Origin of the sequence: Vreelandella lionensis, assembly GCF_044543515.1 — a bacterium.
GTDB classification, from domain to species: Bacteria; Pseudomonadota; Gammaproteobacteria; order Pseudomonadales; family Halomonadaceae; genus Vreelandella; species Vreelandella lionensis.
This window is the reverse complement of the sequence record NZ_JBITWC010000009.1, coordinates 81,001-106,423: the sequence shown is the minus strand read 5'-3', so window position 1 is coordinate 106,423 and position 25,423 is coordinate 81,001. Positions and strand designations below refer to the sequence as shown.

At 57.3% G+C, this 25,423-nt stretch carries 19 protein-coding genes and 1 riboswitch; of the genes, 7 read left to right on the top strand and 12 right to left on the bottom strand.

The window, feature by feature from the left end:
- Window positions 1–12 precede the first annotated feature (12 nt).
- The 3 genes from ACIGG6_RS07585 to ACIGG6_RS07575 all read right to left on the bottom strand — a co-directional run bounded on the left by ACIGG6_RS07585 (window position 13) and on the right by ACIGG6_RS07575 (window position 3,647).
- Window positions 13–1,443, bottom strand: coding sequence for a diguanylate cyclase domain-containing protein (locus tag ACIGG6_RS07585; RefSeq protein ID WP_399843634.1), 1,431 nt, complete (start codon window positions 1,441–1,443; stop codon window positions 13–15).
- A 75-nt stretch (window positions 1,444–1,518) separates the two neighbouring features.
- A complete protein-coding gene (locus ACIGG6_RS07580) occupies window positions 1,519–2,898 on the bottom strand; it encodes a sodium:solute symporter family transporter (protein ID WP_062360162.1) in 1,380 nt (459 codons plus the stop codon).
- Window positions 2,888–2,991: riboswitch (TPP riboswitch) on the bottom strand. Its footprint overlaps the gene before it by 11 nt.
- Before the next feature lie 44 nt (window positions 2,992–3,035).
- A complete protein-coding gene (locus ACIGG6_RS07575; RefSeq protein WP_083024858.1) occupies window positions 3,036–3,647 on the bottom strand; it encodes a peroxidase-related enzyme in 612 nt (203 codons plus the stop codon).
- Between the two features lie 174 nt (window positions 3,648–3,821).
- On the opposite strand from ACIGG6_RS07575, the gene ACIGG6_RS07570 reads away from it, so the two are divergent.
- Window positions 3,822–4,511: a hypothetical protein gene (locus ACIGG6_RS07570; protein ID WP_253502807.1), complete on the top strand. Its 690-nt coding sequence runs from the start codon at window positions 3,822–3,824 to the stop codon at window positions 4,509–4,511.
- A 64-nt stretch (window positions 4,512–4,575) separates the two neighbouring features.
- Here ACIGG6_RS07570 and ACIGG6_RS07565 read toward each other — a convergent pair whose 3' ends face one another.
- Window positions 4,576–6,072, bottom strand: a complete 1,497-nt coding sequence (locus ACIGG6_RS07565) for a CoA-acylating methylmalonate-semialdehyde dehydrogenase (RefSeq protein ID WP_062360159.1) — start codon at window positions 6,070–6,072, stop codon at window positions 4,576–4,578.
- Window positions 6,073–6,346: 274 nt separating this feature from the next.
- Here ACIGG6_RS07565 and ACIGG6_RS07560 point away from each other — a divergent pair, with 274 nt between their 5' ends.
- A complete protein-coding gene (locus tag ACIGG6_RS07560; protein ID WP_399843630.1) occupies window positions 6,347–7,408 on the top strand; it encodes a putative zinc-binding metallopeptidase in 1,062 nt (353 codons plus the stop codon).
- Here ACIGG6_RS07560 and ACIGG6_RS07555 read toward each other — a convergent pair whose 3' ends face one another.
- Window positions 7,409–8,407, bottom strand: coding sequence for an alpha-E domain-containing protein (locus tag ACIGG6_RS07555; RefSeq protein ID WP_399843627.1), 999 nt, complete (start codon window positions 8,405–8,407; stop codon window positions 7,409–7,411).
- Window positions 8,408–8,411: 4 nt separating this feature from the next.
- Window positions 8,412–9,896, bottom strand: coding sequence for a circularly permuted type 2 ATP-grasp protein (locus tag ACIGG6_RS07550; protein ID WP_399843625.1), 1,485 nt, complete (start codon window positions 9,894–9,896; stop codon window positions 8,412–8,414).
- Window positions 9,897–10,330: 434 nt separating this feature from the next.
- Here ACIGG6_RS07550 and ACIGG6_RS07545 point away from each other — a divergent pair, with 434 nt between their 5' ends.
- The 3 genes from ACIGG6_RS07545 (at window position 10,331) to ACIGG6_RS07535 (ending at window position 17,053) form a co-directional block, all read left to right on the top strand.
- A complete protein-coding gene (locus ACIGG6_RS07545; protein ID WP_399843622.1) occupies window positions 10,331–13,681 on the top strand; it encodes a DUF2126 domain-containing protein in 3,351 nt (1,116 codons plus the stop codon).
- An 88-nt stretch (window positions 13,682–13,769) separates the two neighbouring features.
- A complete protein-coding gene (locus tag ACIGG6_RS07540) occupies window positions 13,770–16,178 on the top strand; it encodes a circularly permuted type 2 ATP-grasp protein (protein WP_399843620.1) in 2,409 nt (802 codons plus the stop codon).
- On the top strand, window positions 16,175–17,053 hold the full coding sequence (locus ACIGG6_RS07535; RefSeq protein WP_253502818.1) for a transglutaminase family protein: 879 nt from the start codon (window positions 16,175–16,177) through the stop codon (window positions 17,051–17,053). The genes ACIGG6_RS07540 and ACIGG6_RS07535 overlap by 4 nt, the downstream gene beginning before the upstream one ends.
- Before the next feature lie 24 nt (window positions 17,054–17,077).
- Here the strand turns inward: ACIGG6_RS07535 and ACIGG6_RS07530 are convergent, their stop codons facing one another.
- From ACIGG6_RS07530 to ACIGG6_RS07515, 4 genes are all read right to left on the bottom strand, one after another.
- On the bottom strand, window positions 17,078–18,343 hold the full coding sequence (locus ACIGG6_RS07530; protein WP_399843616.1) for a TRAP transporter large permease: 1,266 nt from the start codon (window positions 18,341–18,343) through the stop codon (window positions 17,078–17,080).
- Window positions 18,340–18,876: a TRAP transporter small permease gene (locus ACIGG6_RS07525; RefSeq protein WP_399843613.1), complete on the bottom strand. Its 537-nt coding sequence runs from the start codon at window positions 18,874–18,876 to the stop codon at window positions 18,340–18,342. The genes ACIGG6_RS07530 and ACIGG6_RS07525 overlap by 4 nt, the downstream gene beginning before the upstream one ends.
- A gap of 43 nt (window positions 18,877–18,919) precedes the next feature.
- Window positions 18,920–19,906 carry a TRAP transporter substrate-binding protein gene (locus ACIGG6_RS07520; protein WP_253502825.1) on the bottom strand — a complete coding sequence of 329 codons (987 nt, stop codon included), beginning with the start codon at window positions 19,904–19,906 and terminating at the stop codon, window positions 18,920–18,922.
- A 136-nt stretch (window positions 19,907–20,042) separates the two neighbouring features.
- Window positions 20,043–20,750, bottom strand: a complete 708-nt coding sequence (locus ACIGG6_RS07515) for a DUF3581 family protein (RefSeq protein WP_399843610.1) — start codon at window positions 20,748–20,750, stop codon at window positions 20,043–20,045.
- Between the two features lie 107 nt (window positions 20,751–20,857).
- On the opposite strand from ACIGG6_RS07515, the gene ACIGG6_RS07510 reads away from it, so the two are divergent.
- On the top strand, window positions 20,858–23,806 hold the full coding sequence (locus tag ACIGG6_RS07510; protein ID WP_399843608.1) for a hypothetical protein: 2,949 nt from the start codon (window positions 20,858–20,860) through the stop codon (window positions 23,804–23,806).
- Here ACIGG6_RS07510 and ACIGG6_RS07505 read toward each other — a convergent pair.
- Together ACIGG6_RS07505 and copM are read right to left on the bottom strand one after the other, a co-directional pair.
- Window positions 23,803–24,519 (bottom strand): trimeric intracellular cation channel family protein, encoded by a 717-nt coding sequence (locus ACIGG6_RS07505; protein WP_253502831.1) that lies wholly within the window; start codon window positions 24,517–24,519, stop codon window positions 23,803–23,805. The genes ACIGG6_RS07510 and ACIGG6_RS07505 overlap by 4 nt on opposite strands.
- A gap of 86 nt (window positions 24,520–24,605) precedes the next feature.
- A complete protein-coding gene (gene copM, locus ACIGG6_RS07500) occupies window positions 24,606–24,806 on the bottom strand; it encodes a CopM family metallochaperone (RefSeq protein WP_399843605.1) in 201 nt (66 codons plus the stop codon).
- 122 nt (window positions 24,807–24,928) lie between these two features.
- Here copM and ACIGG6_RS07495 point away from each other — a divergent pair, with 122 nt between their 5' ends.
- A complete protein-coding gene (locus ACIGG6_RS07495) occupies window positions 24,929–25,423 on the top strand; it encodes a nodulation efficiency, NfeD-like protein (protein WP_399843602.1) in 495 nt (164 codons plus the stop codon).

Below are 25,423 nucleotides of genomic sequence, written 5' to 3'. Positions count from 1 at the left end.
GTCTTGGGCTTGTTAAGTCTTGGGCGTTATATCTGCCGGGCGCGTTAGCTCTATACGCGCTTTACCCGCCCGCTTCGACATATACATTGCCACGTCAGCTCGCTTTAACAACTCCTGAGCCGTTTCAGACGCCCCTGGCAAAAATAGCGCTACACCGATGCTGGTACTAACCCGTAAGGTAGCGCTGCCAACATAAAGCGGCTCTTCAATGAGGTGAATCAGTTTCTGAGCCAATGGCTCTAGCGCCTCGGCGGTGACTCCTTCTAGCAGCACGACAAACTCGTCTCCTGCCCAACGGGCAACAAAGTCCGTCTCGCGAACGGCATACTGCAAGCGCTTGGCAACGTCGCGCAGCAGTTCATCACCCATGGCGTGGCCATGCTGGTCGTTAACACGCTTGAACCCGTCTAAATCAAGAAACAGCACCGCAAGCGGGTTTAGGGTACGGCGTACCCGCGCCATCGCTTCGGATAGGCGCTCGTCAAGCGCACGGCGATTAGGCAACCGAGTCAGTACATCTTCACGGGCCTGTTGATCCCGAAGCCGCTCTAGCTGCTGGCGCTCAGTGATATCGTGAATAAACAGGCTACGGCGCATCCGACCATTAATCTCATAGCTTTTCAGGCGTACTTCGACCGGCAAGCGGACGCCATCACGGCGCGTCGCCTCACAAGAAATAGGCGCAGATTCATCTTGATTGGGTAGCCCTTGGGGAAACATAAGCGCCGTTAGTGGGCGCGTTAAAGCTTCTTTGCGACTCCAGCCAAATATACTCTCTGCAGCACGGTTCCAGTCCAGCACCCGCTCTTGGGCGTCAATGCTCAGATAGGCATCGTAGGCAGACTCAATCACCAAATTGAGCTCGCGAGTACGCCGCTCGATTTGCTGTTCAAGGCTTTGATGAAGCTCAGTGAGCGCTTTTTGGGTGGCAATACTATTTTTTTGCTCTTTAATGAGCCGTTCGCGCAGGTGAATCTCACCGGTCACAATGTCGGCTAAATCTTGCAACGCGGCCTGCTCCTGAGCGCTCAACTGCCGCGGTTTGCTATCCATCGCACACAGCGAACCCAGCACCAATCCCTGTGAGTTTTTAAGCGGAATGCCTGCGTAAAAACGTATTCCATCAGGTCGAGTCACTAAAGGGTTGGTGGCAAAACGCTCATCTTGCAGCGCATCTTTCACCACCAACGGAGAAGCTTCCAGCACGGTGTAGGCACAAAACGCCACATCCCGCGGCGTTTCGGAGATATTGATGCCAACTTGCGACTTAAACCACTGCCGATCGGAATCAATCAGAGTGATAGTTGACTGTGGCACACCGAGTAGCACCGTTACCAAGCGCGTAATGCGATCAAAAACAGGCTCGTTCGGCGTATCCAACAGTGCTAGCTCGTTAAGCGCAGCCAAACGGGCATTTTCGTTAGGAGGTAACAGGTGGCTCATGGCGATCGCACCTACAGTAGTAGTCAGACCCCTGCCAGCATAACGCGAAACGAAATTTCCTGCTTAACGCCTTGATTAACGGGCAAGGACGCGGCGCTTGTTGGCTCCAGCAATGATCATACTCACCGCAGTTGAGAGCAGCAGCGCCCCAACAAACGGGCCAAGGGTTGGTACGCTGCCGGGGAAGGTGGCTGCTATCACGCCCGCACTAACACTGCCTTGGCTCAACCAACCCGGCAGCACAGCGCCCACTAGCCCAGCAAGCCCGCCGCCTATCGCAGCCATAGGCGTCATGCGTTGCCATAAGCCAAGCAGTACCGGTACCACGATGGCGGCACACAGCAGATCGGCAATCAGGAACAGGCGAAGCACCGAGAGCCCCTGCAGAGCAATCACAATCACCGGCACCATGATCGCGACAGTAAGCCAACGGGCCTTGGTTAAAGCATCTGGGCGGTCGCCGCTGGCCCATAGCGAGGCAATCCCGTTTTGTAACGTGTCGACGCTAGACGTGACCAGGGTAACGGCAAGTACCAGTGACGGCAGCGTGATCCATATCGGCGCATCGCTTAACAGCGCAAAAAACGGCATGGGCGGCTCACCTAAGCTGACACCGCTCATGGCGGCCATCATGCCCACGCCACCAATTACCATCACCACGAGAATCGTCATACCACCGCCTAGCCAAGCGCCACGCCCAAGGCTTTGGTCATCTTGTGCCGCCCACACCCGCTGCCAATAGCCCTGGTGGAATAAATTGGCAGCCGTCACAGCAATCACCAGCGTCAATGCCACGCTGAGCGAGCTACCGATTGGCAATGAGGGTAAAGCGGCGTCGCTGGGCATGCTCGGTAGCCGCCAAAGCGTTACGCTCGCCACCGCCAGTAGTAGGGCCAACAGCAGCCATGCCTGCCAACGGTCGGTCGCAAGGCTGGCGCGAAGGCCGCCCATCACGGTGTACACCAGCGTCGTTAGAGCAACGCCAATGATCACCACGGCAGGCGGCACATCAGAGAGCAGCGCGGTAATAGCCCCAATGGCAGTTAACTCAGCGGCTAAAAAGCAGCCCATATAAGCAACAGATACCATCGCCACAAAGCGACGAACGTTTTTGCCATAGCACGCCTCAGCAAACTCCGCGATGCTGCGCCCTTCTGGCAGCGCTTGGCGTATTTTTGGCCCATAAAGGCCCAATACAATAAACGGAAGCGCCGAGCCAAAGGCATAGCCCAGCAGCGCCACGGGGCCAACAAAGGCACCAATTTCAGGTGGAGCAAACAGAATCCAGGCACCCATTCCAGAGGCTAAAAAAGACAGCCCCAGAGTGGACGCAGTTTGCGAGTTGCGGGCGGTGACATAATCATCCAGCGAGCCGCCGCCAAAGCGTGCCCGAAGACCCAGAAATGCAAAGCAGCACAGGGCTGCGCCTAACACAGCAGACGTTAGGTATGGCATGTCGCGCTTCCTCCGCCGGTACGAACCGGATCAGGTTCCAGGGTCTGCGTTACGCGCATTCTCAGCCCGTTTTGGGCTCCCCTGGCGACAGTGAATGAAGGCGCTATCCTCAATCAAAGCAGCGCCGTAGTAAAGTCTTAAGGCGTTTCGCGAACCGATTCGTCAGGCTTTTTCGGCACGCGCCCCATGAGATAGAACTCGGAATTAGGCGGCGTGCCCGCTAGGGTCACCAAGCGATTCGACATACCAAAAAACGCCGCAATGGCGCCAATATCCCAGCAGTCATCTAAGGTAAACCCCACTTTTTCTAAACGGGTTTGCCAGTGCGGAGAAAATTCCCCTAGTTCGATAGCGCTATGCAGCGCAAAATCGAGCATTAGACGATGACGCTCGCTTAGCCCCGCGACGGTATGGTTAATGGCGATATTATCGGCCAATAACGGGTCTTTACTGTAAATGCGTACCAGCGCGCCATGGGCAACCACACAGTACAAGCAGCGATTGCGGGCACTGGTAGCCACCACAATCATCTCCTTTTCAGCTTTGGTCAGCGTATCGGAGTCGCGCTCCATCAGGGCATCGTGATAGGCAAAAAAAGCGCGAAACTCCTCAGGGCGATGCGCCAGCATCAGAAACACATTAGGCACGAACCCCGCTTTTTCCTGCACAGCCAACATCGCATCACGAATATCGCTTGGCACATCATCCAGCGTTTCGGGAAGTTTAAAACGGCTAATAGCAGCAGACATATTGACACCTTCTTGTTATGTTCATGATATAAATAGCGCGATTAAATTAACTGGTAACAAATTGCTAACTAAAGCACCTTTCATTTCGCGTTCGCGCTCACCATACTCTTATTAAGTCCATGTCATAAAAGCCGTACGTTATCAGCAAAGCGGCGTACTAACAGGGAAACCACCATGACATACTCTGAAGCTAAAGAGCACACGCCAGGGCGTTTGCATGAGCTTTTTGCCGACCCTTACCGTGCGTTCGAAAACGATACGGATGAGCGTCAGCTACATATCCGCGTTATGCTTCATACGCTGCTAGCACGCCCGATGCAGCGCGGGCAAGTCACTCTACGTGTCATTCATGGCTGGGAGAACGGAGGCTTTGAGCCATCTGACCTGCAGCACGCCGATTATGCGCTACATAGCTTAGATGACTACCACACTGCCGTGGAGCGCTTTACCACCGCCGCCCGGCAAAATGCGCCGCTGCCTGCCGATAACACGGCCATTTTAGCTGCCCCTCTTGCCGATGCCATCGCAGATGCCGAGGCAGAAGGCCAAACGCTGACAGACGATATTGTCGAGACGCCTGCACGTTGGCCTGCGTTTGATGGTGGGTTAGCCCTCTATACGCTATTTAAGATGTATCACCGCCTGGTTTACGGCGAAGATGACAGTTATCGTTGCTCTCAGTGCGATACCCCACATGGCCCCCGTGAAATCCATGAATTCCACATGGAAGAGGGTGAGTTTGCACTGCTGGCACCCATAAGCGAGCAGCACGACGCCCCTTACCTGCTAGTGCTCCATGAAAGCCAGCTTGCCCCCATTGAGCAACTGCTCAACGACAGCCTGCCACTATTTGATCGTTTTTAACGCGCTTGCGCCTCCTCCGCTAGCTTGGAAGAGGCGCATCGCCCAACGTATAACAATGAATCTTTTACAACGAAATGGTGCTGTTAATCCCACTAGAGACGTTTTCAGGCTCGAACCAACGGGCCGTGACGGTCTTAGTTTGCGTCCAGAAAGCAATCGCCTGTTTGCCGTTGGGGCCTAAGTCACCCAGCTTGGATGCCCGAGATCCGGTAAAGCTGAAGTAAGCAACGGGGACAGGAATCGGCACATTGATACCAATTTGGCCAACGTCGATATCCGTTTCAAACCGGCGAGCCACCCAGCCAGAGTTGGTAAAAATCGACGTGCCGTTGCCATTGGGGTTGGCATTAATAAAGTTGATGGCGTCATCCAGCGTTTCTACGCTAACCACACACAGCACAGGGCCGAAAATCTCTTCCCGATAAATGGTCATATCCGCCGTTACATCGGCAAATAGCGTCGGTCCTACAAAGTTGCCATCCGGGTAGCCGTCCACCGTATAGCCACGGCCATCTACCAGAAGTGTGGCGCCCTCTTTTTCACCGGCGCTGATTAAGCGCTCAACCCGCTCTTTCGCCTGGGGCGATACCAAAGGCCCCAGGTCTGCATCGCGCTGGGAGCCTGGCCCTACTTTCATGCCACGGGCACCGGCTTCGATATCTTTTATCCACTCCCGGGCTTCCCCCACCAGCACCACTACCGAGTTCGCCATGCAGCGCTGCCCGGCCGCGCCAAAGGCAGACCCTAACAGGCTGTCAATCGCTTGGCTGCGGTTAGCGTCAGGCATAACGACGCAGTGGTTTTTGGCCCCCATCATCGCCTGCATCCGTTTGCCTGCCGCCGCGGCACGGTTGTATAGCAGCGAGCCGACATGAGTCGAGCCGATAAACGACAGCGCCTTGATATCCTGGTGGTCAGCAATTTGATTCGCTACATCCGGACCACCGTGCACCACGTTTAACACGCCAGCGGGAATGCCCGCTTCATGGGCTAGCTCGACTAGCCGCATGGTAGAGCTCGGGTCCTGCTCGGAGGGTTTCAATACAAAGGTGTTACCCGTGGCAATAGCCAGCGGGAACATAAAGCAGGGCAGCATAATCGGGAAGTTAAATGCCGTAATACCCGCGCCCACGCCTAACGGCTGGTGCATGGTATAAACATCTACCTCGTTCGCTGCGTTTTCCGCCAACTCGCCTAGCTGCAGCGAGGTAATGGAGCAAGCATGTTCCACCACCTCAAGACCGCGGCCTACTTCACCCTCGGCATCGGGCAGTGTTTTGCCATGCTCTTCGGTAATTAACGCGGCAAGCTCTGCCGTATTCTCGCGAATAAGGGCCTGAAGCTTGAGCATAATGCGCATGCGTTTACCCAGCGGCACCTTGCGCCACTCTTTAAACGCCGTTTTGGCACTGGCAACGGCCCGCTCGACCTCTTCTGAGGTGCAGAATGGAACGCGAGCCACTACCTCTTGGGTGGCCGGGTTAACAACGTCGCGCCACTCCTGGCTTTGCGACATCACTGGCTGACCATCGATATACATGGGTATTTCGCGAACGGACATAACACTGATCCTCGTGGTTGTGTTTGTTATGGATTCTAATAGGGAGCCTGTAGGGTATATCAGCAAGTTAACGTAAACGTCAATTAGCCACTCGATAAAGACAAAAACGTTTAGCCAAATGCAATTCGCCTTTCCCTCTCGGCAGCGCCCTCGCTATGCTGTTTCTAAGACATACCCGCAAAGTAGAGAGCATAGCTTTCCTATAGATGCACCAAGGGCTTCAGACAAGAAGACGGTTTCATCCAACTACGCGGCTTAACACCAGGAGGCATCCATGCAGACATTTAGCTGCCGCTGCGGCAACCCACTGTTTTTTGAAAACACTCACTGCCTGGCCTGCGAGTCTGATGTTGGCTGGTGCCCTACTTGTAGCAATATTGTCGCGCTGGAACCGCTAGACAACGGCGGCTACCGTTGTACCCATGAAGGCTGCAGCACAGCGCTCATGCAATGTCACAACTACTCTGCGGAAAACGTGTGTAACCGTATGGTGGTCATGGCTGAAGGCCATGCAGACTCACTCTGCGACTGCTGCCGCTACAACGATGTGATTCCTGACCTGAGTACTCCCGGTAACCGCGAGCGCTGGGCGGCGCTGGAAGCGGCCAAACGGCGGCTCTTCCATACCTTGGATCTGCTTAAGCTGCCCCACGGTACCGAAGGGGAAAATATTCGTGTGCCGCTGAGCTTCTCGTTTATGGCCGATGCGCTACCCGACCAAGGGCTATGGCGCTCTACAGCAAGCCAAGAAAAGGTGTATACAGGCCATGCTAATGGGCATATCACTATCAATGTCAAAGAAGCCGATGACGTTGAGCGGGAGCGGCTACGCGTGGATATGAATGAATCTCACCGTACGCTGATCGGTCACTTTCGCCATGAGATTGGCCACTACTACTGGGATCTTCTCGTAAAAGGCCAAGATGAGAGCACCAGTTGCCGTGTCTTTGGCGATCACAACAACCCCACTTATAGTGATGCGCTGGAACAGTACTACCAGCAAGGAGCACCCACTGACTGGCCGACACGCTTTATTTCCGCCTACGCCTCCATGCACCCTTGGGAAGACTTCGCTGAAACATTCGCGTTTTACCTGGATATGGTAGCCGTGCTGGATACTGCACTACATATGGGACTTTCTCGCGCCGAGTATGACGGCACGCTGGACAGCATGCTGCGGGCGTTTCATCAGGTGGGTATGGCGGTGAATGAGCTAAACCGGGATATGGGTCTGCTGGATTTAGCACCGGGGGTCATTGCCCCCGCCGTCAGGGAGAAACTGGCGTACCTGCATGAACTCATTCAGAACGCGAACGCCAGCTCTCAAGCCGCTTAGTTAGTCGTTATCGTGGTCTCCTGCGTGGCTTTGGCTTTGCCGTTGGGCCACCCGTGGAACGCTGTCGCCGCTTACAAAGTAGGTGGCGCTGAGCGTATCGTGAATAGCGGCAATGCCAATCTGTAGATCATCGACAAAGGCGTGCAGCTTGCTGGGGGAGTGCGCCAGCGCTTGGATATCTGCATCTACCACATCTGCCCGCACCAGCGACACCGTGGCCGCTACACGGTCCTGACGCGGCAGTAGCTGGAGCTCCTGGCCTAAGGTTTCCAGACTGCAGGCAATGGAGCGTGGCAGGTGCGGATCTTGCAGTAAAAAGCGCAGCACATCTGGCCCGCGTACTCGTAAACGCACCTGCTGACGATACATCTGATAAGCCGTTAACGATTTCAGCACGCTCATCCACTGCAGGTTTTCAAACGGCAATAGCTCTTCAGGGTTTTGCGGCAGCAAGCTGGCTGAGCGTACGTCAACGATACGTGTGGTCATGTCCGCCCGCTCCAACTGGCGGCCTAACTTGATAAAGGTGCGCGCTGGACCGTGGCTGAGCGTGCCCTCAATCAAGCCAGTCAACGTTTGGCAACCGCGAATCACGTTTTTCAAAAATGCATCTCGGCGCTGCGGGCTGACGCCGCTTTCCGCGTGGTCGGCCACGTTAAGGTAAAGCTGGTTGACCTCTTCCCAGATTTCTCTGGGTACCACATCACGGGTGGTACGCAGGTTTTCCCGGGCACTCGCCAGTGCTGAAAGAATCGAGCTACCGTTCTGGGCATCGGCACACAAAAAGTGCACCACGTTGCGCTCATCAAAGCTGCTATGGCGTTCATTAAAGGTTTCAAGCGTGCCGGTCATTTCAATCAGTGGTGCCCATCCCAGCGGTAAATGGCGCGGTAAATCCAGCATCAGGTGACTATTGACGCTCAACAGCCGCGCGGTATCTTCGGCCCGTTCAATGTAACGCGCCATCCAGTAGAGGTTTTCAGCTACGCGTGACAGCATGGCGCTAGGCTCCTTTCTGCTCAGCGGCACCCGCCGCGTTCTCATCGGTCTCGACGATCCAGGTGTCTTTACTGCCGCCCCCTTGGGAAGAGTTCACCACCAGCGAACCCTCCACCAGTGCCACACGGGTTAACCCCCCGGTAGTAACGTGGGTTTCAGGGCCAGAGAGAATAAACGGGCGTAGATCCACATGGCGGGGCTGGGGTAATCCATTGGCAAGCGTAGGCGTGGTTGAAAGCGCTAGGGTAGGTTGGGCCATGTAATTTCGCGGGTTCTCCTTGATCAAACGCGCAAACTCGTCGCGGGTCTCTTTGGTAGAGCGCGGGCCGATCAACATGCCGTAGCCACCAGACTCGTTGGCGGGCTTCACCACCAGCTCATCTAAATGATCGAGTACATACTTGCGGTCATCCTCAAACATACACAGGTAGCTGGGCACGTTGGGCAGCAGGGGTTCTTGATCCAGATAGTAGCGAATCAGCTCCGGCACAAAGGCATACACCACTTTATCATCAGCCACACCGGCACCGGGGGCATTGGCCAATGCTACTTTGCCCGCCCGCCAAGCGCGCATTAGGCCCGGCACACCCAGCATGGAGTCTGGATTGAAGGCTTCCGGGTCAAGAAACTCATCATCCACACGGCGATAAATCACATCGACCCGGCGCAACCCCTCTACCGTGCGCATGTAGACCAAATCATCCTCATCCACTAGCAGGTCGCTGCCTTGCACCAGCTCAACGCCCATTTGCTGAGCAAGATAAGCGTGCTCAAAATAGGCGGAGTTATAAATACCGGGCGTTAATACCACTACTTGAGGGTCGTCCCCAGGACGTGGCGACATCGCCGCCAGCATGTCGTAAAGCTGGGCAACGTAATCATCCACCGGCAAAATCTTGCCCGACGCAAACAGCTCCGGCAGCACGCGCTTGGTCACGTTGCGGTTTTCCAGCATATAGGAAACACCGGAAGGAATACGTAGATTGTCCTCTAACACATAAAGCGTGCCATCGCCGCCGCGTACCAGGTCGGAACCACAGATATGCGCCCAGACGCCATGGGGCGGATTAATTCCTACACACTGAGGGCGGAAATTTGCTGATTGAGCAAGCACTTCGGCGGGTAACACTTTATCTTTAACAACATTTTGTTTGTGATAAATATCATCAATAAACAAGTTAAGCGCTTGAACACGTTGCTTTAAACCAGCTTCCGTTTTACGCCACTCATTCGCCGGTATAATCCTGGGCACAATATCAAAGGGCCATGCGCGATCAATCATGGCCCCTTCGGAATAGACGGTAAAAGTAATCCCCATTGTTCGGATGGCAATTTCAGCGGCGGTTTTACGCTCTGCCAACTCTTCAGCGCTAAAGCGCGCCAGCATATTACATAACTCATCCGCGGAGGCGCGTGGTTTTCCCGGTGCCGCTAATAGCTCATCGTAAAAATCACGGCACGTATAGTTGTTCCAGTCTACTTGGCTCATGGGCGCTCTCCTGGCGCAAGGGTGGAAGCGGCAACTTCCTCAATCAGTAGTGTAGGCCTGACGCAGACAATCTACGTAGCGGTCTGACTATATAAGCACGCAAAAGCCGTACCACTTTGCCCATTGTTTCAACGCTTAAACCAACCATGACGTTCAAAGTTAACCTTACTCCTCCTTAAAAAGAACACTTTTTGTGCGCTACTGAGTCTTATTAGTGCATTTTCATGAAGCGCCATTCATCAAAAAGCACTAAGTTAGTGCAGCCAGCGCGCACCACATGATATAGCCACCATTTTTCACACTTCTTAAACGACTTTACGCATATTGCAGCTGCAAAAAACGCCAACTCCAACGATACTTCTGCTTACTTATTTTTCTTAACCGATGCCTTGTTTATCTGCGCGGTTACTTCTGGCTTTTTTTGAGGGTGGCTCATGACCATTCGCGTTGCCTTGCATCACCGCACGACTTATCGTTTCGACCGTCCCGTTAGGCTCTCACCCCACGTTATCCGTTTACGACCGGCGCCCCACTGCCGTACGCATATTGATGCCTATTCACTGCATATTTCAGGCGACGATCACTTTTTAAACTGGCAGCAGGACCCCTTCGGCAACTTTAATGCTCGCGTGGTGTTTCCCGAGCCACGTAAAGAGCTCACCATCGCCGTCGAACTCGTCGCCCCGATGACGGTGATCAACCCGTTTGATTTCTTCTTGGATGATGTGGCCCAGACAATCCCGTTCACTTATCCAGATGAGCTCACCAAGGAGTTAGGCCCTTACCTGGAAGTCACCGAGGCAGGGCCGCGCTTACTGGAGTGGTTAAAAGACGTCTCCCTTGAACCGACCACCAGCGTCGATTTTCTCGTGGCGCTCAACCAGCGCTTGCAGAAAGACATCAGCTACCTAGTACGCATGGAGCCTGGGGTTCAAAGCTGCGAGGAAACCTTAGCCCTAGCCAGCGGCTCCTGCCGTGATAGTGCTTGGCTGCTGGTGCAGATTCTGCGCCACTTGGGCCTAGCGACGCGTTTTGTTTCGGGCTACCTGATTCAGCTAACGCCGGATGTCAAAGCGCTGGATGGCCCCAGTGGTACCGAGGTGGATTTCACCGACCTTCACGCATGGACCGAAGTGTTCCTGCCCGGTGCGGGCTGGGTAGGGCTTGACCCCACCTCTGGCCTATTTGCTGGCGAAGGCCATATTCCGCTGGCCGCCACGCCCACCACGGGAAGCGCCGCCGCCATTACCGGATTTTCAGATAAGTGCGAGGTGAAATTTGACGTAGAGATGCGCGTCGAGCGCATTCATGAAGATCCTCGGGTCACCAAGCCCTATAGTGACCCACAGTGGCAGCAGATTCTTGCACTAGGCGACCAAGTTGACCACGAACTCAACCAGCAGGATGTGCGCCTGACCATGGGCGGCGAGCCTACCTTTGTCTCCATTGATGATATGGAAAGCCCCCAGTGGAACACCGACGCCTTGGGTGAGCACAAACGCGAGCGTGCCGAAGCGCTGTTAACACGGCTGCAGGCCGCCTACGGCCCCGGCAGTGTGATTCAACAGCAGCAAGGTAAGTGGTACCCCGGCGAGCCGCTACCCCGCTGGGCACTAGCCTGCTACTGGCGCAAAGATGGCGTGCCGCTGTGGCGCGACCCAAGCTGGCTGGCCTGCATGGAAGGCGCGCCTGCCGTAGTGGCCGATGACGCCATGGCCCAGCGCTTCACCCGTGCTCTAAGCGAACGCCTAGGAGTCGCAGAGCACTTCTGGATTCCCGCCTTTGAAGATGCCTACTACTACCTATGGAAAGAACAAACCCTGCCGGTGAATGTTGACCCACGCACAGTTGATTTAAAAGATGACGCCGAGCGCCGCCGCCTGGCACGCCTGCTGGAACAGGACCTGAGTGCAGTCGTCGGCTATGCCCTGCCGCTGCGCCACTCCCTCGCGCAATCGCATCGTTGGGAGAGCGGGCGCTGGCCTTTGAAACGCGACCACCTTTTTCTGGTGCCCGGCGACTCACCCATGGGCCTTCGCCTGCCGCTCTCCGCTCTGCCTTGGGCCGACCCGGAAGACCAGCCCCAGCCGCAGTCGCTGTTTGCCCCGCGCCCTGCGCTAGGCGACATTCATGGCGAAGTGGCCCGCCGCCATGCCGAGCAGCGCCGTTTTACCAGCGCGGAGCGTATAGGCCAGAGCCTACACCCAAGCCAAAGCCATCCTGAAGGCGAAGCGGTTCAGCAGCAGCCCAGTGCTGAAGATGACCGCGAGCACAAGATTATTCACACCAGCCTGTGTATCGAGCCACGGGAAGGGCGCTTACATATTTTCCTGCCACCGCTGACGCAGCTTGAGCACTACCTTGACCTGCTGAGCAGCATCGAAGAGTGCGCCCGTACGCTGGCTTGCCCGGTCATGATCGAAGGCTACGCTCCGCCACGTGACCCGCGCCTGGAGAGCTTCCAGATCACTCCCGACCCGGGTGTCATTGAGGTCAACATTATGCCAGCGGCAAGCTGGCAAACTCTGGTCGCGCAAACCGAGCGGCTTTACGACGAAGCGCGCCAAGCCCGCCTGGGCACCGAAAAGTTTATGCTGGATGGCCGCCACACCGGCACCGGTGGCGGTAACCATATCACGCTGGGAGGCTTGACCCCAGATGACTCACCATTTCTGCGTCGTCCGGATTTACTCGCTAGCCTCGTCACCTACTGGCAGCATCACCCCAGCCTCTCGTACCTGTTTTCTGGGCTATTTATTGGCCCTACCAGCCAGGCACCCCGCGTAGACGAAGCGCGCCATGAAGCGCTGTATGAGCTGGAGATTGCCCTGCAGCAAATGCCCGAAGGAGAGGTGGTTCAGCCCTGGCTAGTCGACCGCTTGCTGCGCCACCTGCTGACCGACTTAACCGGTAATACGCACCGCGCTGAATTCTGTATTGATAAACTCTACTCCCCAGATAGCGATAGCGGTCGCCTCGGGCTGTTAGAGCTGCGCGGTTTTGAGATGCCTCCCCATGCGCGTATGGGACTCATGCAGATGCTGCTGATTCGTGCGCTGGTCGCCCGCTGCTGGAAAACGCCGTACCGCGCCAAGCCCGTGCGCTGGGGCAGCGCCCTGCAAGACCGCTGGATGCTGCCCCACTATTTATGGGAGGACTTGAGCGATGTGCTGAGTGACCTGCGCCATCATGGGTTTGATTTTGAGCTCGCCTGGTTTGCGCCCTTCTTGGAGTTTCGCTTCCCCGTTCACGGTCGGCTGCATACGCCTATGCTCTCCATTGAGCTGCGCCAGGCCATTGAACCGTGGCACGTATTGGGCGAAGAAGCCACCGCAGGCGGCACTGCGCGCTACGTCGACTCCTCGGTAGAACGCTTAGAGGTAAAAGTGAATGGTATGAGCGGCGACCGTTATGAGGTGACCTGTAACGGCCGCCAAGTACCGCTAGCACCGACCGGACGCAACGGCGAGGCAGTAGCGGGTGTGCGTTACCGCGCATGGCAGCCGCCCTCTGCGCTGCACCCACAAATTCCTATTCACGCGCCGCTAGTATTTGACATCATCGACACCTGGAACCAACGTGCTGTCGCAGGCTGTACTTACCATGTGGTACACCCCACAGGACGCAGCTTTGAAACCTTCCCCGTCAATGCGTTTGAAGCAGAAGCAAGACGCCTGGGCCGGTTTAGCGACAGTGGCCACAGCCATGGCTATCAGACATCTACTCCGGAAATGCCCAGTCAGGAACTGCCATGCACGCTAGACCTGCGCTGGAGTCCACGCTAATGCGACTTCTAATGTTATGCCTAATACTTTCTTATCAGCGTTAGCTGCAGGATAATCCGCCCCCTACTCGCTTAGGACAACCAGGAACATGACTGCCCCTGTCTCTCCCTCACTGCTTGAGCTCGGTGCCGCTGGGCTCGTTGAGGATTACTTGAACCAGCTAGGCAAGGGACAGCCCGGCACATTTGATGCAATGCTTGACCGGCAAGGGCAGCTACGCCCTGGCTGGCAAAGCCTGCTAGGCGCTCTGGAAGCACTCGGAGCGGATGGCCGTCACCAACGCCATGAAGAGATTCAGCGCTTGCTGGCGGAAAATGGCGTGATCTTCAATATGCATGAAGACACCCAAGGGCGCTCGTGGCGACTCGACCCACTTCCCTGGGTGATCAACCAAGCGCAATGGCAAGCACTGGAAGTAGGCTTAACCCAGCGCAGCCGCCTGTTTAACGCCCTTTACGACGACATTTACGGCGCCCATACGCTGTTTGATACGGGCCTGCTGCCTACTCAAGCTATCCTGGCCTCTCACCACTTTTTACTACCTTGCCACAGCTCGCAGCCCAGCGATCGCCCGGCGATTAGCTTTCATGGCATTGACGTTATTCAAGATACCGAAGGCCAGTGGCGCGTGATTGGCGACCGCTTGCAAGCACCTTCAGGCACCGGATTTGCGCTGGAAAACCGTATTTTAATGGCCCGTGCCCTGCCTGAAATGTACCGCAATGCGCCGCTGAAACGGCTCGCGGGTTTTTTAGACAAATACCACCGCACGCTGATAGCCATGGCGTATCAGCACCGGGACAACCCTAATGTTGTTCTACTGACGCCTGGCCCGGGTAGCCCGCGCTACTTTGAGCACGCCTACCTCGCCAACTACCTGAATATCGACTTAGCAGAAGGCCAGGACATGGTCGTGCGTGATAGCCAGCTGTGGCTGCGCACGCTGGGCGGCTTGCAACCAGTAGATGTGGTGCTACGCCACTGTGATGATGCCTACTGCGACCCATTAGAGCTGCGCGGCGATTCACAGCTCGGCGTACCTGGGCTACTGCAAGCGACGCGCACCAGCGGCGTGGCGATGTCTAACGCCCTGGGCGTTGGCGTGTTAGAAATTCCCGAACTGGCCGCTTACCTTCCTGCGCTGTGCCAACACTTACTTGGTGAGGAGTTGCTGCTATCCAACGCAGATGCCAGCACACGGCCAGCCTCGGCACCGGTATTCGACCCACAGATGCAACGGCTCTCACCGGCCAGCCTGAATCTGCGCTGTTTTGTTTCTCGGCTACCTCGCAGCGTCACCAACCAACGCCAGCAGCCCAGCGACTACCATGTAATGCCTGGCGGCTTAGCCTGGGTAGGCGACCCTGGTTCGCCTTCGCTGAGTAGCCCCATCGTTAAAGATGTCTGGGTCACGGCAAGTACCCCTCAGCCCCACGTCAGCCAACTACGCCAAGCCCGCGGTCCAGTGGTGGCTACCCGCGATGGCACCGACCTCCCAAGCCGAGTGGCAGAAAGCCTATTCTGGCTAGGGCGCTACGGCGAGCGCCTGGATGCCCGCGCCCGCTTGCTGCGTGAAGCGCTGATGCGATTGATGGAGTACGACCAGGACGAAATCGCCGACCAGCTGCTGGATGAGCTGCTGCTGGCCCTGGAAATCACCACGCTCAGCCATGACGACGAAGGTGCAAAGCCGCCGCTCGAGGGTTTTGCACAAAAACGCACAGCGCTGCTAGCCCAGTTTGATGAGCATGACCCACAGGCGCTGCAGCCGCTATTTGCCCAAATGCAGCGCAACGCCCGCAGCGTGCGCGACCATCTAGGCGATGACTCCTGGCGAGTAATTAACCAGTTGCGCCAGCGGGTGGATACCTTTAACCCAAGCCTAGGTGCCAGCGCTGCCCGCCGCGCCTGCGAAGGGCTCTCCGCGCAGACTGCCGCCTTCTTTGGCCTATGTAACGAAACGATGCCCCACCATTACGGCTGGCGGTTTATGGATATCGGGCGCTTCCTGGACCGTGTAATAGGGCTGCTTTCGCTGCTCAAGCTCACATTGAAAGCCCCCCACTCGCCGGGGCTGGCGTTGTGGGAAGTAGTGCTCGCCACCACAGATAACTTTACCGCTTACCGGCGGCGCTACCGCAGCGAGCTGCACCCAGAAGCGATTTTGGATCTACTGCTATTCGATGAGACCAACCCACGCTCGGTGGGCTATATGCTCAAGCGCCTTGAGCGGCAAATGGACAGGCTGCCCGGCAGCTCATCGCCCTACCGCAATGCCGAGCGCCGCTTGCTCATTCAAGCCAATGCCGCGCTGCACCTCGCCGACATTGATCGCTTGAGCCATTTAGCCGACACCCCCGATGCCCAAGCAGCGCTGGAGCAGCTACTGGATGAACTGATTACCCCGCTAAACGCGCTTTCGGATGCCATTAGCCACAGCCACTTTAGTCACGTGGAGCGGCCGCGCCAACTTGTCAGCATGGAGCCCGACGAATGAACTACACCCTGCGACACACCACGCGCTACCACTACAGCGCCCCGGTGACGCTATGTCATAGCGAGGCCAGGGTGCTGCCACGCAGGACACAGCACCAGCAGTGCGGCGCATCAACGCTCACCATTAGCCCGATGCCCCAGGTGCAGGCAGAGCGCCGAGATGTTTTCGGCAACCGGGTGCTCTATTTTGCCATGGAAGAGGTGCACCAGACCCTGGATGTGACCGTGGTCACCCCCCTCAATACCCATCCGCTGGGGCCGCTACCTAGCAGCTCCCCCGCTTGGGAAAGTGTCGCGGAACAGCTGCGTCACGATAGCCGCTTCGATATGCAGCTCTACCGGCTCGACTCACCCTTTATTCGTCGCAACGACGAGTTGGCTGAGTTCGCCCACAGCTGTTTCACGCCCGGCCGCCCGCTGGTTGATGCCGCGCTGGCGCTTAATCAACTGATTTACGACACCTTTGAGTACGACCCTAGCTTTACCACGCTGGCCACACCGCTCAGCGAAGTGCTGGCCAATCGCCGTGGTGTCTGCCAAGACTTTGCTCACCTTGCAATTGGCTCCCTGCGCTCGGTGGGATTAGCGGCGCGCTATGTGAGCGGCTACCTAGAAACTCAGCCACCGCCCGGACAGCCACGGTTGATAGGGGCGGATGCGTCTCACGCATGGCTCGCCACTTGGATTCCAGAGTGGGGCTGGCTAGCGCTAGACCCGACCAACGGCACAGTGGCCGGTGAACAGCACCCGGTGCTGGCCTGGGGCCGAGATTACGCCGACGTAGCACCGCTCAAAGGCGTAATGAATGGAGGCGGCGAACACCAGCTAGAAGTGGAAGTAGATGTCATGCCGCTGACAGACAACAGCGCGGCCTAGGCCACGCTGTTGCCCGCTAGGCTTCTAACGCCGAACCAACCCGTCGGTTAGCCAGGGCAACCACGCCAGCAGCACCAGCGTGATGAGGGTCGCCAATAAAAAGGGCAGCAGCGCTCGGAAGATTTTTAGCGGCGGCGCACCGGTCATGGAGGAAGCGATAAACAGCCCCGCGCCCACTGGCGGGGTCAGTAACCCCATCACCAGGGTCAGGCAGACCACCACGCCAAACTGATAGGGGCTAATCGCAAACTGGCTTTGAGCGATGGGCATTAAAATAGGCACCACCAGAATCAGTGCGGCAATCCCATCAATCACCATTCCCACCAGCAGTAGCGCCCCAATCACCAACAGCAGAAAGAGAAACGGGCTGCTGGTCAGCGCGGCAATCCATTCAGCGGCCATTTGCGGCAGCTGCTCGTAAATCACCACCCAGCCAAACACGCCTGCCGCCGCAATCAGCATAATCACCAGCCCAGCGTTGATCGCCGTGCGGGTGAGCACCTGGGGAAGCTGCGTCAAGCGCAGGTCGCCATACACAAAGCGCCCCATCAATAGCGCCGCCAGCGAGGCCAGAGCCGCCGACTCCGTAGGCGTGGCAATGCCCAGCAGAATGCCGCCGATGATAATTACCGGAATCAGCAGTGCAGGCATCCCCCATAGCGCATCGTGCAGCGCCTGTTGCCGACTGGGCCACTGCCCTTTCGGGTATTGCTGCACCAGCCCCACCAGAGCGATGACTACAAAAAAGCTCGCGCCCAATAACAGCCCCGGCAGTAGCCCGGCGATAAACATCTCCGCAATGGGTACTTGGGCCATCACGCCAAACAGCACGAACAGCATGGAGGGCGGAATGATCGGCGACAGCAGCCCGCCCGCCGCCGTAATCGCCGCGCTGTAGGGCGTGTCATACCCCTCCTCCTCCATCGCAGGCACCATGGCACGGGACATGATGGCGATTTGTGACGCCGCCGACCCAATAATCGCCGCCATCATCATATTGGCGACTAGGTTGATATAAGCCAAGCCACCGCGAAAGCCACCCACCAGAATGCGGGCCAGAGCAATCAAGCGTTTGGTCAGCCCGCCCTCGTTCATCAACTCCCCGGCCAGCATGAACAGCGGAATCGCCAGCAGGCCGTAGCTTTCAATGGCGCTAAATAGCTGCTGTGGGTAGGAATCAAACAGCACTGTATTGCCAGAAGCCTGTATGTACCACATCGCCGTGAGTGCGAGCACTAGCGCAATGGGCACCGCCCCCAGCAGAAGCAGTAAGAACACCACAACGGTCATAACTGCCCCCTCAGCACCTTAAGCGACTGTAACAAATTGGCGACGCCGTGCAGGCTCAGCGAGAGCGCAAACCAAGGCACAATCAGCCACGCCCAGAACTTTTTAATGCCCAGCGTGGAGGTGTTTTCCGCATAGATAAAATTAAACGTTTGCCCCTGAAACGCCTGGGTATCGAAGCCGGTTTGGGCCAGCGTCAGCGGCTGGTACCAGCCCCAACAGAGCCAGACCAGCAGCAGCGCAAACAGCAGCACCATGGCATCCACCGCCACGCCCACCAAGTGACGACCTGCGGGTGGCAGTAGATCGCTCAAAAGCGTCACCGCAATGCCCTGGCGGCGTTTCAGCACCGCCCCGGCAATCAAAAACGTCATCCAGATCATGGCGTAAATCGCCAGTTCACTGACCCAGTAAAGCGGGCTGCCCAGCGCGCGAAAGGCGATATTTGTGAGAATTAAACACGTCACCGCCGCTGCCAAGGCAGCGGCGGTGATCTCTTCACAACGGGCAAGCCCTTTGGAAAGGCGTTGCAACATGATGATTAAAGGCCTTTATCAACGGCTTGTTTGACGTTAAGGATTACTCGTCGCGCAGGCGGTCAGCCTCGGCGCGCAGGGTTTCCAACATAGGGGCTTTCGGTGCCCAAATACTTTCCCACTCGGCAATCGCCTCAGAGAAGAACTCGGCATCGGCTTCGACAATATTGATGTCCAACCCGCGAATTTCCTCTTCCTGAGCGGCATCCATCTCCTCAAAACCTGTCAATACATTCTCCAGGTGTTCGGACATGGCGGTATCAATCAGCTCGCGGTCTTCTTCAGAGAGCTCGCGCCATACCCGCCCAGACACCACCCCCACCATCGGGAACATCATATGGTTGGAGATCAGCAGATTGTTCGCCTGCTCGTAGAATTTCAGAATCAGAATGGAATCGAAGTCCATGTCGATGGCGTCGACCTGCCCATTGGCGAGGGCATCGTAGACTTCCAACAAAGGCATGGGCGCAGGAGCGGCGCCAGTCGCGGTGTAGAAGTCGCGGATCGGCTCGAAGGGGGTAATACGCAGCCGCTGGCCCTGCAAATCTTCAGCGCTTTCAATGGGGCTACGGCTCAATACTTGGCGCATACCCACCATGCCGTAACCTACCCCAACAAGGCCCACGCCTTCCGGCATCAAGTCGAGTAGTTCACCGGCCGCATCTGAGCGCAACAGGCGCGCCGCGTGGTTGACGTCGTCCACCAGATACGGGGCGTAGAGCGCGCCAAAATCAGGAATGCGATTGGAGATTTCGGCAATGGTTAGAAAGGCCATGTCCAGCGCGCCGGTTTGCAGCTGCTGCACCATTTGCGCTTCGTTACCTAGTTGCTGAGCAGGAAACACGCTTACGCTATGCTCGCCGCCTGAGCGCTCATTTAGCGTCTGCGCAAACGCTTCGGCTTCGGTGGACCACAGATGCTGGGCGGGTGTAATCAGCCCTAAACGGAAGTCACGCGCCTGGGCGCTAACGGAGGAGACCGCCAAGGCGGCTGCGGCGCAGGCAAGCGTCAGCGTTTTCATTCGGTTCATGCAAAGCCTCGTTGTCCAGCCAAAGCGCCGTGCGGCGCTTTGGGTGTTTTTTAATTAGTCGGCTTTGAGAATACCCTAGCGGTTGCGTTAATGGCACCCGCCATTGCGCTAACGCAGCGCAGAGCGATCCGCTCCCCTAGGCGGCTTCGTAGGCGGCTTTCAAGCGGTAAAATTCGTCGACAATGGCCGCCATTTCGGTAGCGTCGTAGTCGCATAGCCCGCTGACGACGAGCTTCTTAGAGCCTACACCCACCGCTTCACCGGCTGACTCAATGGAAAATTCCAGCAGCGCATCTGCACGTTTACCCTGCACCTCCAGTGAAGATTCCGTCAGCGCCAGATTAGGTGAGAAGCCGTCTAAACGCTCCAGGCAAAAGCCCATGCTATCGTAGATCACCAGCGGGCGTTTAGGGTTAAACATCACCCCATGCTGCTCCATCAGCGGCTTGAGGTAGTGGGGAAAATTCTTACCTGAAAATGCTACATAGCAGCGGGCAAACCCCTCTACCACCGTCTTATCCCGCGTCATGTCGCCGCTGCGCACCACCTGTAAATAGCACTTTCCACTATCATCACTGACATGGATCTCGCCATTATCGGCTTCACTAAACTTGAGCGGTGTATCAGCACCCACCATATTGGTGAAGCGAAATTCCATTTGTCGCGACAGCCCAAACTTCACTAGTACCAGCGTAAATAGCAGGTCGCCGGGCACACAAAAACGCCGCGCATCCGGATTGTGAATCGGGTTGTAGTCACCGGCCACGCCTTTAGCGAAGCGGCTGGCCTGCTCAGCGGAGATCACCACATACTCTCCGCGCTGCGCGTAAAAATCCTTGAACATGGCTTTGCTGCCTGCCTAGCGTTGAAATCGAAAACCCATAACTGCTCCACGACGCGCATAATGCCATAAAACACGCGCCAACAGGAGTCATCTGCTAGGAAGCCCGTATGACGAGTGACACGCCCTCTACTAACCGCCGTTTTCGACCGCTAGCCGCCCTGCTGTTTGGCGGGCTAGCACTGGCCTTTATTTGGCTGCTGGGAAGCTACTGGCTACTTAACAGCCAGTGGCTTCCCCAACAGCTATCGTCCATTGAGGGCGTCGAAGTGCGCTGGTCCAGCGCCCAGAGCCTCCACCCAGGACGTTGGGAGGTGGAAAATCTCTACCTTGCCCGGGAAGACGATGCTCTGCCCATCACCGTAGAAGCCCGGCAAGCCACGCTCTCGCTGTCGCTGCTCGCCATGTTGCGCGGCGAGTTACATATAAAAGCGCTGGATGCCAACGGTATTCGTCGTTTCACCGTAGGGGATGTTGCGCTGGAAGCAGAGGGCCAGCTGAAGGTAGAGGATACCCAATTCAGCCAAGAAACCCTCACCGTGCCTTATGTAGGTTTGGACATTACCCAAGGCCGCCTCGTCCGCTTGAGCGATCAAACCACGCTGGTGCAGGACATTCAGCTACGCAGTACGGCGTCGCTGGACTCACTTTCTACCCAGCAAAGTAACGATGCGCTGACGGAGGCGCTGCTCGACGCTCTCACCGCCCAGCTTGCCATCACGGCTCAAGCGGATGCTTGGGACGTGTTCATGCCCTACCTAGAAGCGCTACCCTGGTTGAGCCTGGCAGGCAGCGGCGTATTGGAAGGTGAGCTTGCGCTTGCCGAGGGCCAACTACAGCCGGGCAGCGAACTCACATTAGCAGCCCCCGAGCTTGCGCTCTCTTTCGATGAGCAGCGCTTGAGAAGTACCGACAACACGCGCCGCTGGCTGGTAGCGGATGAAACACCGCCGCCGCATACCGCCACGGGCCAGGGGCGCGTCAGGCTCGCCGTGGAGGATGGGCAACTGCGCTTCGCTACTCAGTTGGAGGACGTCACGCTAGCCGACACGCACCCCTACGCCACAAACACACGGCTCTCCCTCGCTACCCACATCCCTAATCAGCGCCTGGATCAGCTCGACTTGCCCACTGGCGCCTCACTTGAGCTATCGGGCGAGGTAACGCGCCTGGACATGCTTGACCGCTATCTCGCAACGGCCTTCGATGGCCAAGGGATTCGGCTATCCGGCCAGGGGAGCATCACCGCGAGCGCGACGCTGCGGGATGCGCGCCCTTATGAAGCATCGCTAACCGTTCAAGCCCCCACGCTAGGCGCAGAGCTGCTTGAACTCACCGCGCAAGGCAGCGGTACCCTCGACGCGACGCTCTCCCCCGATGAGCAAGTAGCGGCAACGCTGGCCTTCACAGACGCCACGCTGCGCCATCAGGAGCGAACCTTGCTGACGGACGCAGCGCTAACGTTGGCCGCACAAAGCCCCCTCGACCCCGAACAGGCACAACAAAGCGCCACGGCGCAACTGAGTTGGGAAGAAGCAACGCTGCCCAATATCCAAGCGCTACAACCCTACCTTGCGGCGGTGTTGCCCAGCCCTTCTCCGCTAACGTTAAACAGCGGCTCAGCCACCAGCCACGGTCAGCTCCGCTTCACGACCGAGCAACTGAGCGGAGAGCTTTATCTGGCTGGCAACGCGCTGACCACCGGCTGGCAACGTAGCGAGCAGAGCGGCACGTTGGTGAGCGATATGCAGCTGGAGCTGGCCATCCTCCAAGCGGCGCTGGATGGCACAGCGCTGGACATCAGCGGCTCGCGGCTAAGCTGGCAGGTGACCGACCCGCAACATCCCAGCGAGGCCTTGGAGAGCACGCTGGTGCTGCGCAATGGCCGCTTCCAGCGCCAAAACGCCACCCCAAGCGGGCAGTTCACGCTGGAGGGCAGCGTGCAGCGGCTGGGGTTTCTCAACACGTTTTTACCGGATGCCCACGGCGTATCGCTTTCCGGCAACGGTCAGCTTTTTTTGCAAGGCGCGTTTATAGACGACACGCTGCAAGCCCCTACGCGGCTGCGGGTCAATGCTAACCAGTTGGAAGTGACGTTTCTCGACTACTTGGCCACCGGGCGCGGCGAGCTGACCGCACAGTTAGATAGCCCCGAGCAAGCACAGCTTTCGCTAGGCATTCCACAGTTCGCCCTACGTCGGCAAGATGATGACCGACCGCACTTGGAAGGCCGCCACTTTGCGCTCACCACCCAAACCGACCGCTTTAGTGACGTGCTGGACGCCCCCGCTCCCGAACACTTCACCACTCGCGTTGCGCTGCCAATCACCGAGGTGCCGGACATTACCCGCTACAACCGCTACCTGCCAGAAGATGCGGGGGTTGAGCTACTCTCCGGCAACGCCAGCCTAACCAGCGAATGGCTGCTAGAGGGGCTGCGCGCCCAAGGTGATATCACGCTGCGCGCTTTTGAAACGGAGATGGCGCTACTGGAACAGCGCCTAAAGGGCGATGTGACGCTGCATTTACAGCTCACCGAGGGCGATATCGAGACGCGTCGCTTTGTCGCCAATGACTCCTACCTGCGCCTGGAAAACGTTTTTCGCCGAAGCGACGACGGCACTCAGGATGCGGGCTGGTGGGTGCAGCTCACCATGGAAGAAGCCCAACTCAACTGGGGCGACCCGATACACCTCACCAGCCAGCTACGGTTAGGCATGCGCGATACTGGGCTGCTGGCACGGCTATTTCTCGCCCGTGCCCGGGAGAGCGACTGGCTGGGCAGGCTTTTAAACGTGCATAACATCAACGGTCATGCCCTACTCACAGTGAGCGACGAGCAAATACGCCTGCATGACCTCACGCTCACAGGCGGGCCGCTGCTACTGCTTTCCGATATGACCCTAGCCGACGGCCAAGCCAACGGCGCGCTTTATGCGCGGCTGGGTGCCGTGGGCCTCGGCGTGGAGCTGAATGACAGCGAACCGGCCCTGCGAGTACTCCAGCCCAAGCGCTGGTTTGACCGCTGGCGAGAAGCCCAGCGTTTTCCAAGGCCTTAGCGGCGCGTGCGCTCTCGACGAATCATACGCACGCGCTCTTTGGCTTTTTGCGGAGTGGACAGGGGTGCGGCGGCTTCATCATGGGTTTTAGGCGGTACCGTTACCCAGGCAAACACAGGCAATGCTAAGTGCCAATGAATCGCCGCTAAGCGCAGGCCTAGCGTCACGCTCAATGAGGCGGCAATGGCGAATGTCAGCGGCACCTCGAGCGCCTGCAGCGCGACATAGACAATCCCGCCCGCCATGGCAGCGGTGGCATAAATCTCTTCGCGCAGCACCATCGGCACCCGCTGGGCTAGAACATCACGAATCATGCCGCCCGCCACGCCGGTCATCATGCCCATGAGTACCGCCACCACGCCAGAGGTACCCAGCAGCAGCGCTTTATGCGTGCCAATCACGGTAAATAGCGCCAGCCCAAAGGCATCCGCCACCGGCAAAAAGCCCCGAGACAGCCGGTGAATGTAGTGAAACCCCACCAGCGACACGCCCACCGTGGCCAAGATCACCCAGAGATAGGTCGGGTCGGTCACCCAGAACACCGGCCTAACGCCCAGCACCAAATCGCGCAGCGTACCGCCCCCAATGCCCGTCACCGCTGCCAGCACCAACATACCGAACGGGTCCATCCGCGAGCGGCAGGCCAAAATGACTCCCGACAGGGCAAACACAATCACCCCCGCCATATCCAACCAATAAATCACACCCGACACGCGGCCCTCCCTCATCACCTGCTGTTTAGGCGGGCAGAATATCACTCATTCGGGAAGGGTGTATGTGATCAGAGAGCCAGACAGGCTTAATAGCCGTGACGCTGCAACCACGCTTTCAAAAAAGCAATTTCACTCTCTTGAGCGGCGATAATGCTCTCGGTCAGTTGACGAGTCTCGTCATCTTCGCCGTGCTCCAGCACAATTTCTGCCATGGCGATGGCACCTTCGTGATGGGGAATCATGCCTTGCGCGAAATCCACATCAGGGTCGCCAATGTAGGTCGGCATGGCAGCACTCTTATCGGCGATATAGGTAATTAAAGTTTAAAACCTACAGGCTGCCCACAGGTCAAGATGGGCTAAGTGCGTTACTCTGATAAACATCCTTCGTCGTTAGTCATGGAGTAAATATGGATTGGAACCCTGCTTACAGCTGGCTGGTGCTCGCCTTGCTGTTGAGCCTAGCCGAACTGACCTCTGGCGCGATGGTGCTGTTGGCGCTCGGCATCGCGGCGGCGCTGACCGCTGCCGTCACGGCTTTGGGGCCATCGCTGCCCTGGCAGTTGCTCAGCATGGGCATCTTTGCGGGGGTGCTGGTGCCGTTAGGCGTGATGGTGATTAGGCCACGCTTCTCCCCCAAAGGCGTTGCCTACGGCACCACCGGTACCGGCGTAGAAAAAGGCAATTGCTATACCACGCTGATTCGTGAGTATGACAATGCCACAGGGATTAAAGTGAACGGCGATTTTTACCGTATACGTGTGCTCGAAAGTGGCCAAACAGAGCTGCCCGAAGGCACCCAAGTGGTGTTCAAACACTTTGAAGGTACGACCGCTCTGGTGAATGTATTGTCACCTGAAGCACTCGATAGTGAACGCAATACGCCCGACACCAAGGAGTTTTAA

Coding starts and splice junctions, on each gene's coding strand:
- ACIGG6_RS07585 (WP_399843634.1), bottom strand. CDS start 1,443: ATGAGCCACCTGTTACCTCCTAACGAAAATGCCCGTTTGGCTGCGCTT.
- ACIGG6_RS07580 (WP_062360162.1), bottom strand. CDS start 2,898: ATGCCATACCTAACGTCTGCTGTGTTAGGCGCAGCCCTGTGCTGCTTT.
- ACIGG6_RS07575 (WP_083024858.1), bottom strand. CDS start 3,647: ATGTCTGCTGCTATTAGCCGTTTTAAACTTCCCGAAACGCTGGATGAT.
- ACIGG6_RS07570 (WP_253502807.1), top strand. CDS start 3,822: ATGACATACTCTGAAGCTAAAGAGCACACGCCAGGGCGTTTGCATGAG.
- ACIGG6_RS07565 (WP_062360159.1), bottom strand. CDS start 6,072: ATGTCCGTTCGCGAAATACCCATGTATATCGATGGTCAGCCAGTGATG.
- ACIGG6_RS07560 (WP_399843630.1), top strand. CDS start 6,347: ATGCAGACATTTAGCTGCCGCTGCGGCAACCCACTGTTTTTTGAAAAC.
- ACIGG6_RS07555 (WP_399843627.1), bottom strand. CDS start 8,407: ATGCTGTCACGCGTAGCTGAAAACCTCTACTGGATGGCGCGTTACATT.
- ACIGG6_RS07550 (WP_399843625.1), bottom strand. CDS start 9,896: ATGAGCCAAGTAGACTGGAACAACTATACGTGCCGTGATTTTTACGAT.
- ACIGG6_RS07545 (WP_399843622.1), top strand. CDS start 10,331: ATGACCATTCGCGTTGCCTTGCATCACCGCACGACTTATCGTTTCGAC.
- ACIGG6_RS07540 (WP_399843620.1), top strand. CDS start 13,770: ATGACTGCCCCTGTCTCTCCCTCACTGCTTGAGCTCGGTGCCGCTGGG.
- ACIGG6_RS07535 (WP_253502818.1), top strand. CDS start 16,175: ATGAACTACACCCTGCGACACACCACGCGCTACCACTACAGCGCCCCG.
- ACIGG6_RS07530 (WP_399843616.1), bottom strand. CDS start 18,343: ATGACCGTTGTGGTGTTCTTACTGCTTCTGCTGGGGGCGGTGCCCATT.
- ACIGG6_RS07525 (WP_399843613.1), bottom strand. CDS start 18,876: ATGTTGCAACGCCTTTCCAAAGGGCTTGCCCGTTGTGAAGAGATCACC.
- ACIGG6_RS07520 (WP_253502825.1), bottom strand. CDS start 19,906: ATGAACCGAATGAAAACGCTGACGCTTGCCTGCGCCGCAGCCGCCTTG.
- ACIGG6_RS07515 (WP_399843610.1), bottom strand. CDS start 20,750: ATGTTCAAGGATTTTTACGCGCAGCGCGGAGAGTATGTGGTGATCTCC.
- ACIGG6_RS07510 (WP_399843608.1), top strand. CDS start 20,858: ATGACGAGTGACACGCCCTCTACTAACCGCCGTTTTCGACCGCTAGCC.
- copM (WP_399843605.1), bottom strand. CDS start 24,806: ATGCCGACCTACATTGGCGACCCTGATGTGGATTTCGCGCAAGGCATG.
- ACIGG6_RS07495 (WP_399843602.1), top strand. CDS start 24,929: ATGGATTGGAACCCTGCTTACAGCTGGCTGGTGCTCGCCTTGCTGTTG.